General features: G+C 72.3%; 19 protein-coding genes. 6 read left to right on the top strand and 13 right to left on the bottom strand.

Annotated elements, in window-relative coordinates:
• Positions 1 to 132: 132 nt before the first annotated feature.
• Together msrA and AB0917_RS28570 are read right to left on the bottom strand one after the other, a co-directional pair.
• Positions 133 to 798 (bottom strand): peptide-methionine (S)-S-oxide reductase MsrA, encoded by a 666-nt coding sequence (gene msrA, locus AB0917_RS28575; RefSeq protein WP_366822569.1) that lies wholly within the window; start codon positions 796 to 798, stop codon positions 133 to 135.
• Between the two features lie 199 nt (positions 799 to 997).
• Entirely contained in the window at positions 998 to 2,101 is a 1,104-nt protein-coding gene (locus tag AB0917_RS28570) for a hypothetical protein (protein WP_366822568.1), read from the bottom strand.
• Positions 2,102 to 2,177: 76 nt separating this feature from the next.
• Here AB0917_RS28570 and AB0917_RS28565 point away from each other — a divergent pair, with 76 nt between their 5' ends.
• On the top strand, positions 2,178 to 3,323 hold the full coding sequence (locus AB0917_RS28565) for a cystathionine gamma-synthase (RefSeq protein WP_366822567.1): 1,146 nt from the start codon (positions 2,178 to 2,180) through the stop codon (positions 3,321 to 3,323).
• A 43-nt stretch (positions 3,324 to 3,366) separates the two neighbouring features.
• On the opposite strand, the gene AB0917_RS28560 is transcribed toward AB0917_RS28565, so the two are convergent.
• From AB0917_RS28560 to AB0917_RS28520, 9 genes are all read right to left on the bottom strand, one after another.
• Positions 3,367 to 3,579 carry a hypothetical protein gene (locus AB0917_RS28560; RefSeq protein ID WP_366822571.1) on the bottom strand — a complete coding sequence of 71 codons (213 nt, stop codon included), beginning with the start codon at positions 3,577 to 3,579 and terminating at the stop codon, positions 3,367 to 3,369.
• 44 nt (positions 3,580 to 3,623) lie between these two features.
• On the bottom strand, positions 3,624 to 4,187 hold the full coding sequence (locus AB0917_RS28555; RefSeq protein ID WP_366822566.1) for an RNA polymerase: 564 nt from the start codon (positions 4,185 to 4,187) through the stop codon (positions 3,624 to 3,626).
• Positions 4,188 to 4,258: 71 nt separating this feature from the next.
• Positions 4,259 to 5,887 (bottom strand): fused response regulator/phosphatase, encoded by a 1,629-nt coding sequence (locus AB0917_RS28550; RefSeq protein ID WP_366822565.1) that lies wholly within the window; start codon positions 5,885 to 5,887, stop codon positions 4,259 to 4,261.
• Positions 5,884 to 7,281 carry an ATP-binding protein gene (locus tag AB0917_RS28545; protein WP_366822564.1) on the bottom strand — a complete coding sequence of 466 codons (1,398 nt, stop codon included), beginning with the start codon at positions 7,279 to 7,281 and terminating at the stop codon, positions 5,884 to 5,886. The genes AB0917_RS28550 and AB0917_RS28545 overlap by 4 nt, the downstream gene beginning before the upstream one ends.
• Positions 7,278 to 8,372 (bottom strand): ATP-binding SpoIIE family protein phosphatase, encoded by a 1,095-nt coding sequence (locus AB0917_RS28540; RefSeq protein ID WP_366822563.1) that lies wholly within the window; start codon positions 8,370 to 8,372, stop codon positions 7,278 to 7,280. Before AB0917_RS28540 ends, AB0917_RS28545 begins: the two co-directional genes overlap by 4 nt.
• Entirely contained in the window at positions 8,360 to 8,782 is a 423-nt protein-coding gene (locus tag AB0917_RS28535; protein ID WP_366822562.1) for an ATP-binding protein, read from the bottom strand. The genes AB0917_RS28540 and AB0917_RS28535 overlap by 13 nt, the downstream gene beginning before the upstream one ends.
• Complete coding sequence (locus AB0917_RS28530; RefSeq protein WP_364984567.1) at positions 8,779 to 9,153, bottom strand: STAS domain-containing protein; 375 nt, start codon at positions 9,151 to 9,153, stop codon at positions 8,779 to 8,781. The genes AB0917_RS28535 and AB0917_RS28530 overlap by 4 nt, the downstream gene beginning before the upstream one ends.
• Positions 9,150 to 10,001, bottom strand: coding sequence for an STAS domain-containing protein (locus AB0917_RS28525; protein WP_366822561.1), 852 nt, complete (start codon positions 9,999 to 10,001; stop codon positions 9,150 to 9,152). The genes AB0917_RS28530 and AB0917_RS28525 overlap by 4 nt, the downstream gene beginning before the upstream one ends.
• 137 nt (positions 10,002 to 10,138) lie before the next feature.
• Positions 10,139 to 10,669: a MarR family transcriptional regulator gene (locus AB0917_RS28520; RefSeq protein ID WP_366822560.1), complete on the bottom strand. Its 531-nt coding sequence runs from the start codon at positions 10,667 to 10,669 to the stop codon at positions 10,139 to 10,141.
• A gap of 157 nt (positions 10,670 to 10,826) precedes the next feature.
• Here AB0917_RS28520 and ilvA point away from each other — a divergent pair, with 157 nt between their 5' ends.
• The 3 genes from ilvA to AB0917_RS28505 all read left to right on the top strand — a co-directional run bounded on the left by ilvA (position 10,827) and on the right by AB0917_RS28505 (position 14,048).
• Positions 10,827 to 12,056: a threonine ammonia-lyase gene (gene ilvA / locus AB0917_RS28515; protein ID WP_366822559.1), complete on the top strand. Its 1,230-nt coding sequence runs from the start codon at positions 10,827 to 10,829 to the stop codon at positions 12,054 to 12,056.
• A 115-nt stretch (positions 12,057 to 12,171) separates the two neighbouring features.
• Positions 12,172 to 13,194 carry an ATP-binding cassette domain-containing protein gene (locus tag AB0917_RS28510; protein WP_366822558.1) on the top strand — a complete coding sequence of 341 codons (1,023 nt, stop codon included), beginning with the start codon at positions 12,172 to 12,174 and terminating at the stop codon, positions 13,192 to 13,194.
• A gap of 26 nt (positions 13,195 to 13,220) precedes the next feature.
• Positions 13,221 to 14,048, top strand: coding sequence for an ABC transporter permease (locus AB0917_RS28505; RefSeq protein ID WP_366822570.1), 828 nt, complete (start codon positions 13,221 to 13,223; stop codon positions 14,046 to 14,048).
• A 157-nt stretch (positions 14,049 to 14,205) separates the two neighbouring features.
• On the opposite strand, the gene greA is transcribed toward AB0917_RS28505, so the two are convergent.
• Together greA and AB0917_RS28495 are read right to left on the bottom strand one after the other, a co-directional pair.
• A complete protein-coding gene (gene greA / locus AB0917_RS28500) occupies positions 14,206 to 14,703 on the bottom strand; it encodes a transcription elongation factor GreA (RefSeq protein WP_366822557.1) in 498 nt (165 codons plus the stop codon).
• Between the two features lie 213 nt (positions 14,704 to 14,916).
• Entirely contained in the window at positions 14,917 to 15,333 is a 417-nt protein-coding gene (locus tag AB0917_RS28495) for a DUF4307 domain-containing protein (protein ID WP_366822556.1), read from the bottom strand.
• A gap of 194 nt (positions 15,334 to 15,527) precedes the next feature.
• On the opposite strand from AB0917_RS28495, the gene mca reads away from it, so the two are divergent.
• Both mca and AB0917_RS28485 read left to right on the top strand, forming a co-directional pair.
• Positions 15,528 to 16,409, top strand: a complete 882-nt coding sequence (gene mca, locus AB0917_RS28490) for a mycothiol conjugate amidase Mca (protein WP_366822555.1) — start codon at positions 15,528 to 15,530, stop codon at positions 16,407 to 16,409.
• Between the two features lies 1 nt (position 16,410).
• Positions 16,411 to 16,650 (top strand): hypothetical protein, encoded by a 240-nt coding sequence (locus AB0917_RS28485; RefSeq protein WP_366822554.1) that lies wholly within the window; start codon positions 16,411 to 16,413, stop codon positions 16,648 to 16,650.
• Positions 16,651 to 16,777 lie beyond the last annotated feature (127 nt).

Genomic DNA, 16,777 nt, shown 5'->3' with positions numbered 1-16,777 from the left:
GAGCCACCAGCCTGGTGGAGCCGCAGCCCGCAGCTCGCAGCCGGAGCCACCAGCCGCAGCCCGCAAGCCCGCGGCTCGCCAGCCGCAGCCCGGGGCTCGCATCCCGCAGCCGCAGCCCGGGGCCCCGGTCCGTCAGCTCTCGACCGGTGCCACACCGATCGGGCAGGACACCCCCGTACCGCCGATCCCGCAGTAACCGCCCGGGTTCTTGTCCAGGTACTGCTGGTGGTACGCCTCCGCCGGCCAGAACGGGCGGCCCTCGGCCGGGAGGATCTCCGTGGTGATCTCCTTGTGGCCCGAGGCCGTCAGCACCTTCTGGTACGCCTCGCGGGAGGCGTCCGCCGCCGCTGCCTGCGCGGGCGAGTGGGTGTAGATCGCGGAGCGGTACTGGGTGCCCACGTCGTTGCCCTGGCGGAAGCCCTGGGTCGGGTTGTGGGACTCCCAGAAGAGCTTCAGCAGCTCCTCGTACGGGACGACCGCCGGGTCGAAGACCACGCGGACCGCCTCCGTGTGGCCGGTCAGGCCCGAGCAGGCCTCGTCGTACGTGGGGTTCTCGGTGTAGCCGCCCTGGTAGCCGACCAGCGTCGTCCAGACGCCCTCCGTCTGCCAGAACTTCCGCTCCGCGCCCCAGAAGCAGCCGAGCGCGAAGTCCGCCACCTCCAGCCCCTCCGGGTACGGCCCCACCAGGGGGTTGCCGAGGACCGTGTGGCGGGAGGGGACCGTGAATTCGGGAACGGGGCGGCCGCGCAGGGCCTGCTCCGGGGTGGGGAGCTCGGGGGTGCGGCGGTTCAGGAACATGCGGTGGCTCCTCCGGGGTCGGGTTCGTCCCCCTTACAACAAGGGAGCGGCTGCCGGGATTCCGGGGCGGGGACCGTCCCCCACCGCCACCCCACTGCTACCGCACCGCGCCCGTCGCCACACTCGTCGCCACGTCCCGTCGCCGCGCCCGTCGCCGCGCCCGTCGCCACACCCGTCGCCGCGTCCGTCGCGGCGCCGCTCAGCGCGGCAGCGTCGCAGGGGAGCCGCCGTTCGCCTCGTACCCCGCGACCGCCAGCGCCCGGTAGACCGTGTACTGCGCGGCCGGGTCCGGCTCCGCCGTCCAGGGCAGCGCGCCCACGTGGCCGTCGATGAGGACCAGCTGGTGCATCGCCTCCGACCAGCGCTCCATGTGGACCAGGAACAGCACCAGCAGGTGGCGCACATGGGCGAGCATCGGGTCGTCCGGGCGGGCCGAGTGGACCGCGAACATCGCGCCCTCGACCGCCTTCGTCACCACCTGGCCGCGGTAGAAGCCCTGCACGAGGTTGACCTCCGGCAGGTGCTCGTACAGCGCGAACAGCGGCAGCGCGGCGAGCAGCGAGCCCTGCGGGGCGCGGGCGGCGGCGGCCGTGGCGAAGGCCTCGGCGTCCGCGCGTGAGCCGTGCCACTTCTCGCAGTGGTAGTGCAGCGCCGCGATGTGCGCGCCCATGTGCGCCGGGGCCCGGTCGATGATCTTCGCCCAGAGCTGGTCGAACTGCTCGGCGGGGTAGTTCAGGCCCCGGGCCACCGCCAGCTCCACGATGTACGGCACCGGGTCGCCCGGGGCGAGCAGGGCCGCCTCGCCGCAGACCGTACGGGCCTCCTCCAGGATGATCCGGAAGTCGTCGGTCCCCGCCGCCGAGGAGCGCCACGCCTGCTGCACCAGGAACTCCGCGTGCACCGCCGCCCCGCCCGCGTCCTTCGGGGACTGGGCCCGCCAGGCGCGCAGCCACGACCCGCCCTTGCCCGGCTGCTGCGCCAGCTCCAGCGAGGCCGCGCCCGCGAAGGCCTGCACCCGCTGCCAGCGCACCTCGCCCTCCTTCGGCGTACCGGCGAGCAGCTGGGCGGCGGCCCGCCAGTCCTGGGTGGCCTGGACGACGTCGAGGACGTCGAGGAGATCCTGGTCCGGGCCGGGCATCCGGACGTCCAGCTCCTCCTGGCGCGCGAAGCCGTAGGTGTCGGGGTCGGCCGCGTCGGGTGAACCCGGGGCGACCTGGCGGATACCACCCCGGCGGCGCATGACCCAGGGGCCGACGATCGCGGCGAGCATGCACATCGCGAGCAGGAACAACAGAATCTCCATGGCTCCATTGTCACCGGAGTGGCGAGTGGCCCGTACGGGCCCTCCCGGCCCTCCCGACGAACTACGCTCGGGAACCATGAGCGACCATCACAGCTTCGAGACTCTCGCGATCCACGCGGGGAACACCGCCGACCCCCTCACCGGCGCGGTGGTTCCGCCCATCTATCAGGTGTCCACGTACAAGCAGGACGGCGTGGGCGGGCTGCGCGGCGGTTACGAGTACAGCCGCAGCGGCAACCCGACCCGCACGGCCCTGGAGGAGAACCTGGCGGCCCTGGAAGGCGGCCGCCGCGGTCTCGCCTTCGCCTCCGGCCTCGCCGCCGAGGACACCCTCCTGCGTACGCTGCTGACCCCCGGTGACCACGTGGTCATCCCGAACGACGCCTACGGCGGCTCCTTCCGGCTGTTCGCCAAGGTCGCCGCGCGCTGGGGCGTGGAGTTCTCGGTCGCCGACACCTCGGACGTGGCGGCGGTGCGGGCGGCCATCGCCCCGCGTACCAAGGCGATCTGGGTGGAGACCCCCTCCAACCCGCTGCTCGCCATCACCGACATCGCCGCCGTCGCCCAGGTCGCGCACGAGGCCGGGGCCCGCCTCGTCGTCGACAACACCTTCGCCTCGCCCTACCTCCAGCAGCCCCTCGCGCTCGGCGCGGACGTCATCGTGCACTCCACCACCAAGTACATGGGCGGCCACTCCGACGTCGTCGGCGGCGCCCTGGTCGTCAGCGACCCGGAGCTGGCCGAGGAGCTGGCGTTCCACCAGAACGCCATGGGCGCGGTCTCCGGCCCCTTCGACGCCTGGCTCGTGCTGCGCGGCATCAAGACCCTCGCCGTCCGCATGGACCGGCACACCGAGAACGCCACCAGGGCCGCCGAGCTGCTGACCCGGCACCCCAAGGTCTCCCAGGTCTACTACCCGGGCCTTCCCGACCACCCGGGCCACGAGATCGCCGCCAAGCAGATGAAGACGTTCGGCGGCATGGTCTCCTTCCGCGTCGCGGGCGGCGAGGCGGCGGCGGTCGAGGTCTGCAACCGGACCAAGCTCTTCACGCTGGGTGAGTCCCTCGGCGGCGTCGAGTCGCTGATCGAGCACCCCGGCCTGATGACGCACGCCTCCGTCGCGGGCTCCCTGCTGGAGGTCCCCGCCGACCTGGTCCGCCTCTCCGTCGGCATCGAGAACGGCGACGACCTGCTCGCCGACCTCACCCAGGCCCTGGGCTGACCGGGCGGGGCCGGGGGGCCGCTTCCGGGCGGGCCCCCGGCCCTCACCACCCCTCCAGCGGAGGCGTCACCTCGGCCGGCTCGGGCAGCCACGGCTGCTCGACCCCGGCCCACACCAGGAACGCGGCGAACGCCGCCCCCGCCAGCCACCAGGCCGTACGCCGCGCCCCGCGCCGCAGCCGCAGCAGCCGGGCGCCGCGCCGCGCGGCCCGGTCCACCAGACCGGCCGGGACCGGCGGGTGCGGCCCCTCCAGCATCCGGCGGACCTCCGCCGACTTACGGTCCTGCCCCCCGTACCCGGTCACGGCGTCACCCCGGAAGCGAACGCCGAACCGGCGGCCGGACCTCTGGGGCCGGTGTCCGAACCCCTGGGGCCGGTGCCCGGACCGGTGGCCGGGCCCCGAGGCCCCGCAGCGGCGCCCCCGCGCCCCCGCCCCGCCGAGCGCATCACCGCGATCGAGCGGTCGCAGACGGCCCGCACCCGGTCCGCCGGGAGCCCCAGCAGCGCCGCCGTCTGGTCCTCGCCGACCTCCTCGTACAGCCGCAGCACCAGCACCAGCCGCTCCAGCGGCGCGAGCCGGTCCAGCACCCCGCCGAGCGGGCGCCGGTGGCGCCAGGCCTGACGGGCGAAGCGGACCGCGAGCTCCTGGCGGGTGCGGTCGTACGGGTCCTCGCCGCGCAGCCGGTCCCACTCCGCGTACGTACGTGCCAGCGCCGCGCGGAGCAGCCGCTCGGCCCGTACGCCTGCGGCCGGCTCGGCGGTGAGCAGCGTCGCCGTGTGCAGCAGGCGGCCGCCCGCGCCCGCCACGAAGGCATCGAACTCCTGGGCGCGGAGCCGGTCCCGGTGGGTCTGCCGCTCTCGCATGCAGCTCATCCGAGCCCCGGTGCGGCGCCCGGGTCAAGAGGGGCGACACACCGGGTCCGCGAGGCCCCCGGTCAGGCCGCCGGTCCGGGGCCCGGCCCCAGTTCGATGGCGAGCAGCGCGATGTCGTCCTCCTTGTCCTCGCCGAACGAGCCGAGGAGGAAGTCGCAGAGGGCCTCCAGCTCCCGGGGTCCTTCGAGGGACGTGGAGCGGAACGCCGCGAGGCTGTCGTCGAGGTTCTGGGTGCGCACCTCCACCAGGCCGTCGGTGATCAGCAGGATGCGGGTGTCCGGGGCGACCGGGTGGACGCGCGCCGGCGGGTGCGGCAGCCGGAGCCCCAGCAGCGGGCCGTGCTCGTGGAGGTAGGTGGCGCCGCCGTCGGGGGTGAGCAGCAGGGGCGGGATGTGACCGGCGTTGGCGACGTGGATCCGGCTGCCGTCCGGGTCGACCAGGACGAGGCAGAGCGTCACGGTGAGGCCGGGGCGGGTGTGGGCGAGGAGGGCGTCGAGCCGCTCCAGCACGTGGTGCGGCGGGTGGCCCTCCAGGGCGTAGGCGCGCAGCGCGTGGCGGATCTCGCCCATGACCGTCGCGGCGACGAGCGAGTGCCCGGCCACGTCACCGATGGCCAGGAGCAGCCCGTCCGGCGTCTCCAGGGCCTCGTAGAAGTCGCCGCCGATCTCGGCGTGGTCGGAGGCCGGGCGGTAGCGTACGGCGAGGGAGACGCCCGGTACGGACGGCAGCCGGTCCGGCAGGAACGTGCGCTGGAGGGCGAGCGCGAGGGCGTGCTCCTCGTTGTAGGTGCGCAGGGCCTCCAGGGCGAGGGCACAGGCGCTGGCCAGTTGCAGCAGCAGGTCGCGCCCGTCGTTCCCGCGGGCCGCGCGGGCGGGGACCGCGACGCACACCGGCGGACGGTTGCGCTTGGTCCGCGCCACCACCAGCACGACGTCCTCGTCGATCGGGTCGAGGGGCAGCAGCGCCTTCCACTGGCCCCGCGGCATCATCCTCACCTCGGCCCCGGTGTCGCCGCCCAGGGTGAACGCGGCGAGCCGGGAGAGCAGTTCGGACCCCGCCGGCAGGGTGAGGGGGGCCGCGCCCGGCTCCGGGGTGTGGCTGTGCACCGGCTGCCCCTGGGGGCTCAGGAAGATCGCGGTGGCGGGGCAGGACATGAGCGAGGCCGCACCGCCGGTGGCCGACGCGGCGAAGGAGTGGAAGCCGACGGCCCGGTAGACGTCCAGGGTCGCCCGGTTGAGGGCGGACAGCCGCAGGGTGAGACGTTCCGCCCGGTGCCGTGCCCGTACGTAGCGCAGGGCGGCCGTGACGGTGGCCAGGAACTCCTCGGGGTCGACGGGCTGGTCGAGGTAGGCGTCCGCGCCCCGGCTCAGCCCCTCGGTGTGGTCCTCCGGGCTCATGGCGACGGCGGAGACGTGGATGACCGGCAGCGAGGCGGTGCGCGGGTCGGCCTTGATCCGCTCGCAGACCTCGAAGCCGGTCATGTCGGGGAGCTGGACGTCGATGACCGCGGCCTCGGGCAGAGGGGTGTCGCGCGCGCCGATCAGGGCCAGGCCCTGGGTTCCGTCGGCGGCGTCGAGCACGGTGTGCCCGGCCCGTCTGAGCCAGCTGGTCAGGACGTAGCGGTTGGTCTCGTCGTCGTCGATCACCAGGATGGTCCCCGGTGCGCTGTCGCGTCGTCTCGTCTCGGTCACGCGTCGGCCTCCGGAGCGGGGGGTGCGGGCGGGGGAGCGGGCCGGTGGGGCAGCCGGACCTCGACGCGGGTGCCCGCGCCGGGAGTGCTGGACAACCGCAGGGTGCCGCCCAGGAGTTCGGTGAGGGTGCGGGCGTAGGGGAGTCCGAGGCCGGTGCCCCGGTGAGTGCGCTGGAGCGGCCCGCGTACCTGGTAGAACTCCTCGAAGACCCGGGGCAGTTCGTCCTCGGGGATGCCCACACCGGTGTCCGTCACGGTGAAGGTCATCCACGGCCCGGCAGCCTCCCCGGCCGCCTCGAACGCCAGCGTGACCTCGCCCTTCTCGGTGAACTTCAGGGAGTTCGACAGCAGGTTGCGCAGGATGCGGGTGAGCAGGGCCTCGTCGGTCACCGTGACCGGGAGCGTGCCGGGGTCGGGCATCAGCAGGGCGACGCCGTCCGGCATCCCGGTGGAGCGCATCACGGCTCCGAGCTGACCCACCAGCGCCCGCAGGTCGACCGGGGCGGAGACGATCTCCAGCTGGCCCGCCTCCGCCTTGGCCATGTCCAGCAGATCGTTGACCAGCGAGAACAGGGTCTGCCCCGAGGCGTCGATGAGCAGGATCTGACGGCGCTGCTCCTCGGTGAGCGGTGCGGAGCCGGACGCCAGCAGCAGCCGGGAGAGCGCGACCACCGCGTTCACGGGGGTGCGGAGCTCATGGCTGATGTTGGTCCAGAAGCGCGTCTTGGCCTCGCTGGTCTCCCGCAGCCGGTTCGACTTCTCCTCCAGCTCGGCGTGGAGGGCCACGACGCCGCTGTTCGTCTCCTCCAGCTCCTGCGACAGCTCGGTGTAGAGCGCGAGGACCCCCCGGTTCGTCTCCTCCAGCTCGTCGTTGAGCCTGCGCAGCTCCTCGCGCTGGGCCCGGGTCTCCTCCAGGGTGGCGATCAGGTCGCGGGTCTGCGCCCGCAGGTCGTCGGCGAGCGTCATGGGCGCGTGGCGGCGCAGGGCTTCGCGCACCTCCAGCCGGGCGGCCGGGGTGTCGGCCCAGCCGGCGGGCAGCGGGTGTTCCGCGACGATCCGTTCCCGCGCGCCGCCGCTCTCGTGGCGGACCCGGTGCAGCAGGCGGGAGGCCGGTTCGAGATCGGGGGCCGCCTTCGTACCGCCGTCCCACTCGAAGACGACGGCCAGGGCGGGTTCCGGGCCCGTGGGCAGGGTGAAGGCCACCGTCAGCCCGTCGCAGCCCAGCCGGTCGCGGCCCAGTTCGCTGAGCGCGGTGGCGATGCGCACCTGGTCCTGGCGGTCCATGCCCAGGGCCTCCGCCGCGCTCTGGCCGATGCGGCGCAGGGCGAAGACGTCCTGCGCCGTGGCGAGACCGAACGCGGAGAGGGACGCGGACCGGGCGGCCGACACCGTCACCAGGCCCCCTTGACGACCACGATCCCGGCGTCGTCACGGCGGACACCGGCCTCGCGCAGCAACTGGCCCGCCATCACGGCGGGGGTGTGCCGGAGCAGCCCGGGTATGTCGTCCGCCTTCCAGCGCTCGGTCAGCCCGTCGGAGTGCATGACCAGCGCACTGTCCGGCTTCAGCGGCAGCTCGAACGTCCGCAGGCTCCGCATCTGCTGCCCGACGATGCCCGGGGCCGAGAGCAGGCCGTTGCGGGACTCGGGGCCGAGGAGGACGCCGCTCACGTTGCCGATGCCGCAGTAGAACAGGCGCCGCGTGGCGGGTTCGATCCGGGCCACCGCGACCGCGCCGCCCCGGGTGCCGCGCAGCGCCGTGTGGATGTCGCGCAGCAGGCCCTCCGGGTGGCGCGCGGTGCTCTGCCGGAACGCCTTGACGGCGGCCTCACCGGCGAGCGCGGCCAGCGGACCGTGTCCCAGCCCGTCGCAGAGCATGACCAGGATGGCCGGCTCCGGTGAGGGGGCGGCCAAGGTGGCGCCGGAGCGCGGATCGTGGCCGGTGCCGGGGTCCACGCGTACGGCCCAGGCGTCGCCGCAACTCGTCTCGCCGCTGATGGGCCGGGTCAGGCCCGAGGCCGGGGAGGGCTCGGCTCCGGCCGTCTCGGCCACGGCCTCGCGGGCCCAGAACTGGGCGGCGAGGACCGTGCCCCGCCCCGGGACCGAGTGGATGTCGAAGACGTCGGCGAGCCGGGCGACCGCCCCGAGCCCGATGCCGAGGGTGCCCGCGGTGGACGTGCCGTCCGTGAGGGCGGCCTCCACATCGGCCATGCCGGGGCCGGTGTCCACGGTGAGGAACTCGACGCCGGCCCGGTCCGCGGTCCGCAGGACCCGTAGCAGCAGCGCCCCGTCGGTCGCGTGCCGCTGGAGGTTGGTCGCGGCCTCGGTGACGGCCAGCGCCACTTCCGAGGCCCGGTAGCTCTCCAGGCCGATGCGGCGCGCCAGCGTCGCCGCCGCTCCCCGCGCCGCCGAGGGCATCTCGGCGTCGGCCCGGAACCAGGCGATGTCCTCGCAGTCGAAGATCCTGAGAGACGTCATCGGGCCCACTTCACGATCGACACCGTGGTGCCCTGACCCTCCTCGGTGTCCAGGAAGAACTCGTCGACCAGCCGGCGCGCCCCGCTCAGCCCCAGGCCCAGTCCGCTGCCCGAGGTCCAGCCGTCGGTCAGGGCCAGCTCGGTGTCGGCGATCCCGGGCCCGGAGTCCTCGAAGACCGCCGCGACACCGCGCCGCCCCTCCCGCTCCACCAGGCCGGCCCTCATCGCGCCGCCACCGCCGTACACCAGGGTGTTGCGGGCGAGTTCGCTGGCGGCCGTGATGAACTTCGTCTGGTCGACCAGGGACAGCTTGCACTGCTGTGCGAACGCGCGGACCTGCTGGCGTGCCCGTACGACGTCGTCGTTCTGGGCGATGGCCTGTGTCTGCGGCTCCTGCCCCACCGCCCAGGGGATGCTCATCGCCGGTCCGCGTCGGCGGCGGACCGACGCAGCAGCGCGAGACCCTTCTCCAGGTCGAGTGCGGTACGTACCCCGCCCAGCGACAGGCCCAGCTCGACGAGGGTGATGGCCACGGCCGGGCGCATGCCGACCACCACGGTCTCGGCGTCGAGCAGCCGGGATATGGAGGCGATCGTGGCCAGCATCCGGCCCACGAAGGAGTCGACGATCTCGACGGCGGTGATGTCGATGACGACACCGCGGGCCGCGCGCGAGACGATCTGCTCGGCCAGGTCCTCCTGGAGGTTCAGCACCGTCTGGTCCTCCAGGTCCACCTGGATGGAGACGAGAAGGACGTCACCGATCCGCAGGACCGGAACCCGCTCGGTCATCGCCCGCCGCCCTGGCGCGCGACGAGGTCGATGCCGGACTTCTTCAGCGCGAGCTGGAGGGCGTCGGCGAGGGACGCCTTGGTGACGATGTCACCGAACTCGATCCCCAGGGCCACGATGGTCTGCGCGATCTGCGGGCGGATGCCGGAGACCGTGCACTCCGCGCCCATCAGCCGGGCCGCCACGATCGTCTTGAGCAGGTGCTGGGCGACCTGGGTGTCCACGGCGGGAACGCCCGTGATGTCGATGATGGCCTGCTCGGAGCCGGTGTCCACGAGTGCCTGGAGGAGCTTCTCCATCACCACCTGGGTACGGGCCGAGTCCAGGGTGCCCACGAGGGGCACGGCTATGACACCGTCCCAGAGCTTCACCACGGGGGTCGACAGCTCCATGAGCTGGGCGGCCTGCGAGCTGATGATCTCCTCGCGGGTGCGGGTGTACGTCTCGATGGTGAACAGGGCCAGGTCGTCGAGGAGCCGGCTCAGCCGCAGGTACCTGCCGGTGTCCTCGGCCGATCCGTCCCGCAGCGCCGGTTCGAACGCCCTCTTGAGCGCGAGCACGCTGATCGCCGTCTCGCTGGGCGTGAAGCCCTGGCGGGCCCGGTTGCGCGACAGCTCGGTCAGCAGCGCCCGGGTCTCGGAGAGGTTCTCGCCGCGGGCCTCCTCCCCGCCCGCGCCCAGCGCCTCCACGAGCGCCGCGTACAGCTCACGCAGCTCGCGGTCGACCTCGGCCCTGCTGATACGGCCCTTGAGCGACCCGGCGACGCTGTCGATCCACTCGTTCTCGACTCTCTCGCGCTCGGCGGACAACAGTCCCACCAGATCGCTCTTGCTGTCCTGCTTCGCCATCTCCGGCGCCCCTTAGAGGTAAAAAGTATCCATCTGGCAACTCTTCGCGAAGCGTACGGCAAGGCCCACAGGAGCTGACGGCCTGTGGGCACGAGCACGTTCGCGGAGCGCGCGATGGACGGCGCCGGGCGGAGGCGTCAGTCGCTCTGCGGCGGCTGGTGTGCGGCCTGCCGGGCGGCCAGCGACCCGTTGAACCGGGTGAGCAGCGCGCAGAAGGTGTCCCGTTCCTCCTGCGTCCAGCCGTCCGTCACCTGCGACATCAGCTCGCGCCGCGAGGCGCGGACCTCCTCCAGGCGGGCCTGGCCGCGCGGGGAGAGCTGGAGCACCACGGCCCGGCCGTCCTCCGGGTGCGAGGTCCGCTTGACCAGCCCGGTGTCGACGAGCGGGGCGACCTGCCGGGTCACGGTCGAGGAGTCGATACCCATGCCCGCGGCGAGCGCCTTGACGCCCATGGGGCCTTCCCGGTCCAGCCGGTTCAGCAGCAGGTACGCCGCCCGGTCCATCGAGTTGCGGACCTGGCCGACACCGCCGAGGCGGGTCTGCTCGGCACGGCGGGCGAAGACCGCCACCTGGTGCTGGAGGGAGTCCAGCAGGCGGTCGGGACCCGGGTGTTCGGGGACTGCGCCCCCGGAAGGAGACGCAGCAGTCGTCATGTCCTGAGGGAGCATGGCCGGGGGCTCTCTTCGTGCGGTGTCGGATGGGTGGGGGACAGAGTACGCGGCCCCGGGGCAACGCGTACCAGTGCCGCACAAACCTGCGGACACCACCGCAGGCCGCCATGAGACAAGTCTGCCGGGACCGCTTCGAGCTGCAAGACTTGCGGACATGATGTTCCGCTCGACCACCCGGCAACCGACCTTGATCCTCGACGACGTCCGGGGCGCGCAGAAAATGCTGTCCGGGGTGGCCAGGGTGACCGCCCTGGAGGGCAGCCGCCATCTGACCGAGCTCGTCGGCGCCCCCGTCCACCTCAAGTGCGAGAACCTCCAGCGCACCGGCTCCTTCAAGCTGCGCGGCGCCTACGTCCGCATCTCCGGCCTCACCCCGGTGGAGCGGGCGGCCGGGGTGGTCGCCGCCAGCGCCGGGAACCACGCCCAGGGCGTCGCGCTGGCCTCCTCGCTCCTCGGCGTACGCTCCACCGTCTTCATGCCCGTCGGGGCGCCGCTCCCCAAGGTCGCCGCGACCCAGGAGTACGGGGCCGAGGTGCGGCTGCACGGCCAGGTCGTCGACGAGACACTGGCCGCCGCCCAGGAGCACGCGGCGCGGACCGGCGCGGTCTTCATCCACCCCTTCGACCACCCCGACATCATCGCGGGCCAGGGCACGGTCGGGCTGGAGATCCTGGAGCAGTGCCCGGAGGTCCGCACCATCGTCGTCGGCATCGGCGGCGGCGGTCTCGCGGCCGGGATCGCCGTCGCGGTGAAGGCGCTGCGCCCCGACATCCGGATCGTCGGCGTCCAGGCCGAGGGGGCCGCCGCCTACCCGCCCTCGCTGGCCGCCGGGCGCCCGGTCTCCCTCGACGACCCGGTCACGATGGCGGACGGCATCAAGGTGGGGCGCCCCGGAGACGTCCCGTTCGCGGTGATCGAGGAGCTGGTCGACGAGGTCCGCACCGTCACCGAGAACGAGCTGTCCAGCGCGCTGCTGCTCTGCCTGGAGCGGGCCAAACTGGTGGTGGAGCCGGCCGGGGCGAGCCCGGTGGCCGCCCTGCTCAGCGACCCGGGGGCGTTCCAGGGGCCGGTGGTGGCGGTGCTCTCCGGCGGCAACGTGGACCCGCTGCTGATGCAGCGCGTCCTGCGCCACGGGATGTCCGCCGCCGGCCGCTACCTCAGCCTGCGCCTGCGGCTCACCGACCGGCCGGGGGCGCTGGCCACCCTGCTGGCCGCGCTGACCGTGGCCGACGCCAATGTGCTCGACATCAGCCACGTGCGCACCGACCCGCGCCTCGGGCTGACCGAGGTGGAGGTCGACCTCCACCTGGAGACCAAGGGGCCCCGCCACTGCGAAGAGGTCGAGGCGGCGCTGCGCGCGGAGGGGTACCGGGTCATCGGCTGACCGCCCGGTTCCCGCCGATTGGCCGGATCTCGTCGTTCACCGCGCGGTGAGGCGCCACGAATCCTAGGATCGCCCGTGAGTGTCCACATCCACGAGCGACGGGGGGAGCCCCGCAATGCCAGGTGCGATCTACGCCGAAGGCCTGGTGAAGACCTTCGGTGACGTACGAGCCCTGGACGGAGTGGACCTCGATGTGCCCGAGGGCACCGTCCTGGGGCTGCTGGGGCCCAACGGCGCGGGCAAGACCACCGCCGTACGGGTCCTGACCACCCTCCTGCGCCCCGACAGCGGCAGCGCGTTCGTGGCCGGCATCGACGTCCTGAAGAAGCCCAACGAGGTACGCCGCTCGATGGGGCTCTCCGGGCAGTTCGCCGCGGTCGACGAGTATCTGACCGGCCGGGAGAACCTCCAGATGGTCGGGCAGCTCTACCAGATGAGCTCCCGCGACGCGAGGACCCGGGCGGGGGAGCTGCTGGACCGGTTCAACCTCGCCGACGCCGCCGACCGCACCGCCAAGACGTACTCCGGCGGGATGCGCCGACGGCTCGACCTGGCCGCCGCCCTGGTCGTCTCGCCGCCCGTGATGTTCATGGACGAGCCGACGACCGGTCTCGACCCGCGCAACCGGCAGCAGCTGTGGGACGTCATCGAGAGCCTGGTGGAGGGCGGTACGACGCTCCTGCTGACCACGCAGTACCTGGAGGAGGCCGACCGCCTCGCCCACGACATCTGCGTCATCGACCACGGCAAGGTCATCGCCCGCGGCACCTCCGACCAGCTCAAGGCCCGTACCGGCGGCGAGCGCGTCGAGGTCGTCGTGCACCGCCCCGACGAGATCGAGTCCGCCCGCTCCGTCCTGACCACCCTCGGCAAGGGCGAGGTCACCGTCGTACGGCTCTCCCGCAAGCTGACCGTCCCGGTGAGCGGCGGGGCCAAGCTGCTCGCCGAGATCATCCGCGAGCTCGACGGCAGGGGCGTGGAGATCGACGACATCGCCCTGCGCCGCCCGACCCTGGACGACGTGTTCCTCTCCCTCACCGGCCACGCGGCCGAAGAGCAGGACAAGGACGAGGAGAGCCCCGGCGGGGGAGAAGCGGAACGCCGCCGGGGCTTCGGCAGCAAGGAGGACACCCTGTGAGCGTCACCACCAAGGAACCCTCCCTCATGGCCCCCCGCCCCTCCGGCGGCATCACGCAGTCGGTCAAGGACTCGCTCGTCGTCGCCAAGCGGAACCTGATCAGGATGACCCGGATCCCCGAGATGGTGATCTTCGGGCTGATCCAGCCGATCATGTTCGTGGTGCTGTTCACCTACGTCTTCGGCGGCTCGATCCGGGTCGGCGACTCCACCTCGCCACAGGCCTACCGCGAGTTCCTGATGGCCGGCATCTTCGCCCAGACGGTGACCTTCGCCACCGCGGGCGCCGGTGCGGGCATCGCCGACGACATGCACAAGGGGCTGATCGACCGCTTCCGGTCCCTGCCGATGGCCCGGGGAGCCGTCCTCACCGGACGCACCCTCGCCGACCTCGTACAGACCACCCTCACCCTCGTCGTCCTGGCGGGCGTCGCCCTCATCGTCGGCTGGCGCACCCACGAGAACATCGGCAAGGTGCTGCTCGGCTTCCTGCTGCTGCTCCTCCTGGGCTACGCGTTCTCCTGGATCGGCGCCCTCATCGGGCTCACCGTGCGCACTCCGGAGGCGGCCACATCGGGCGGGCTGATCTGGCTCTTCCCGCTGACGTTCATCTCGAACGCCTTCGTGGACGCCAACCGGATGCCGACCTTCCTGCGGCACGTCGCCGAATGGAACCCGTTCAGCGCCACCGTCCAGGCCTGCCGCGAACTCTTCGGCAACCTCCCGCCCGACTTCAGGACCCCGGACGCCTGGCCGATGCAGCACCCCATCCTGGCCTCGGTGCTCTGGTCGGTCCTGATCCTGGTGGTCTTCCGGACCCTGGCGGTCCGCAAGTACCGCTCGGCGACCGCCTGAGATCCGGTGGACCTACCGCCTGAGACGTGGCGGAGCTACCGCCTGACACCCGGCGGAGCTACCGCCTGAGACCTGGCGGAGCCTGCGCGACGACGTGGGAGCCCCGGCCTTCGAAGGCCGGGGCTCCCACGTCGTTCCGTTCGTGATGGGCCGGGCATCAGCCCTTGTACGGCTTCGCCGCCAGGATCTTCACCGTGGCCGTCTTGCCGTTGGGCAGCTCGTAGTCGGCGTCCTCGCCCGTCCGCTTGCCGTTCACCCCGAGACCGAGCGGGGACTGGGGGGAGTACGTCTCGATGTCCCCGCTGGCGTACTCGCGGGAGGCGAGCAGGAACGTCAGCGTGTCGTCCTCGTCGCCGTCGAAGGCGATCGTCACGACCATGCCGGGCTCGACCACGCCGTCGTCGGCCGGCGGCTCGCCGACCTTCGCGTGTTCCAGGAGCTGGGTGAGCTGGCGCACCCGCAGCTCCATCTTGCCCTGCTCCTCCTTGGCCGCGTGGTACCCGCCGTTCTCCCGGAGGTCACCCTCCTCACGGGCCGCCGCGATCTTGACGGCGATCTCCGTGCGCGCGGGACCAGACAGGTACTCCAGCTCGGCCTTGAGCTGGTTGTACGCCTCCTGCGTGAGCCAGGTGACGTTTTCGCTGGTCTGGGTCACAGGTGCTCCTCGTCGGTACTGGGAATACAAAGCATCGCCCTACCCGGAAGCATGTGCTTCCTCGGGTGGGCGAAACCACGAGCCTAACAATTCCCCAGGAAAAGGGGGAGAAGGTAAAGCGTCACACGTCCGGGTGGACTGGACCGGCGCCGAAAAGTGCAGGTCAGAGAGGGTGTGCCGGGGCGGGCGCGCCGGAAAGTCACCGGCGGCCGGTCAGCCGGCGGGAGAGTCGCCCGCCGTGCAGCCCGTGAGCTCGACCGCGGTGGCCCGCGCCCGGGTCCGCATCGCGACCAGCTCGTCGATCCGGTCGGAGCCGGGCCCGAAGCGGACCTCCTTGCGGCCGACCTCGCTGCCGTCCTGGCTCAGGGCCCGTACGGTGCAGTAGCCCTCGACCTCGCGGTCCTTGCGCACTTCGAGGTGGGCCTCGGTCCGCTCGTCGGAGGCGATCCGGAACTTGATCAGCTCGCCGCTGATGCCCTTGCCGCCCACGTAGTCGAAGCCGATCCAGGCGATCAGGCCGAGCATCGCGACGCCCAGCACCGAACCGACGATCTTCAGCGTGCGGTCCGCGCGCTGATCATCGGTCCTGCCGTACCGCCCCTGGGGCGTGGCTTCACGAACCGCCGTCATGATCTTTCCCTCCGGTCCGGGCAACGAGGAATTTTCCGCCTCCCCGTTCGGTCACTATAGAAGTCGCCCGTTCGTCTTCCGACCGCGCCCCAGAGGGACACAGCAGAACAACGACAACCAGGGTGATGGCACTCTCTCCCTGGCGACCCACCGCGGTCACATCACATCGCGACCACATCACTGAGGATCGAGCTTTGACTGAGCAGCTGCGACTGATGGCCGTTCACGCCCACCCCGACGACGAGTCGAGCAAGGGCGCGGCCACCATGGCCAAGTACGTGTCCGAGGGGGTGGACGTGCTGGTCGTGACCTGCACGGGAGGCGAGCGCGGCTCCATCCTCAACCCGAAGCTCCAGGGCGACGCGTACATCGAGAAGAACATCCACGAGGTGCGCACGAAGGAGATGGACGAGGCCCGGGAGATCCTGGGCGTCCAGCAGGAGTGGCTGGGCTTCGTCGACTCCGGCCTCCCCGAGGGCGACCCGCTGCCGCCGCTGCCCGAGGGCTGCTTCGCCCTGGAGGACCCCCAGGTCGCGGCCGGACGGCTGGTGGCGAAGATCCGGGCGTTCCGGCCCCAGGTCATCACCACGTACGACGAGAACGGCGGCTACCCGCACCCCGACCACATCATGACGCACACGATCTCGATGATCGCGTTCGACGGTGCGGCGGACGCGGAGGCCTTCCCCGAGGACGAGTTCGGGCCTCTCTGGACGCCGCGGAAGCTGTATTACAACCAGGGCTTCAACCGGCCGCGCACCGTCGCCCTGCACGAGGCGCTGATCGCCCGCGGCCTGGAGTCGCCGTACGGGGAGTGGCTGGAGCGCTGGAAGGAGTTCGAGCGGGTCGAGCGCACGCTGACCACGCACATTCCCTGCGGCGAGTTCTTCGAGATCCGCGACAAGGCGCTGATCGCGCACGCCACGCAGATCGATCCGGAGGGCGGCTGGTTCCGGGTTCCGATGGAGGTCCAGCGGGAGGTCTGGCCGACCGAGGAGTACGAGCTGGCGAAGTCCCTCGTCGATACCTCCCTCCCCGAGAGCGACCTCTTCGCGGGCATCCGCGACAATGCCTGATATGTACGCGACCCAGGCACTGACGCACGTCGTCCCGCTCGCCGCCGAGCTCGACAAGAACAAGGTCACCCCCGGCGTCCTCGGCTTCCTCGTCTTCGCGGCCCTCGCCGTCGGCGTGTGGCTGCTGATGAAGTCGATGAACCGCCACATGGGCAGGGTCGACTTCGAGGAGGCCCCGGACCCGGAGGCGGCCGCGGCCGCCACGAGCGGGGCGGCCCCGGGGGGCTCATCGGACAGGTAGGGCCCCAGGGCCCGAGGCAAGGAGGCCCCGGGGCCGCGGTTTTCCACGCCGAGGGTTTCGCACACGCTGATCTGCACGTGGTCCACCTGGTTGGTGCGCCACACCGCCTCCAGCAGCGCGTTGGCAA

Origin of the sequence: Streptomyces sp. NPDC007346, assembly GCF_040703535.1 — a bacterium.
Lineage (GTDB): Bacteria > Actinomycetota > Actinomycetes > Streptomycetales > Streptomycetaceae > Streptomyces.
Note: the sequence above shows the minus strand (reverse complement) of the source record. Positions and strands in the feature narration are given on the sequence as shown.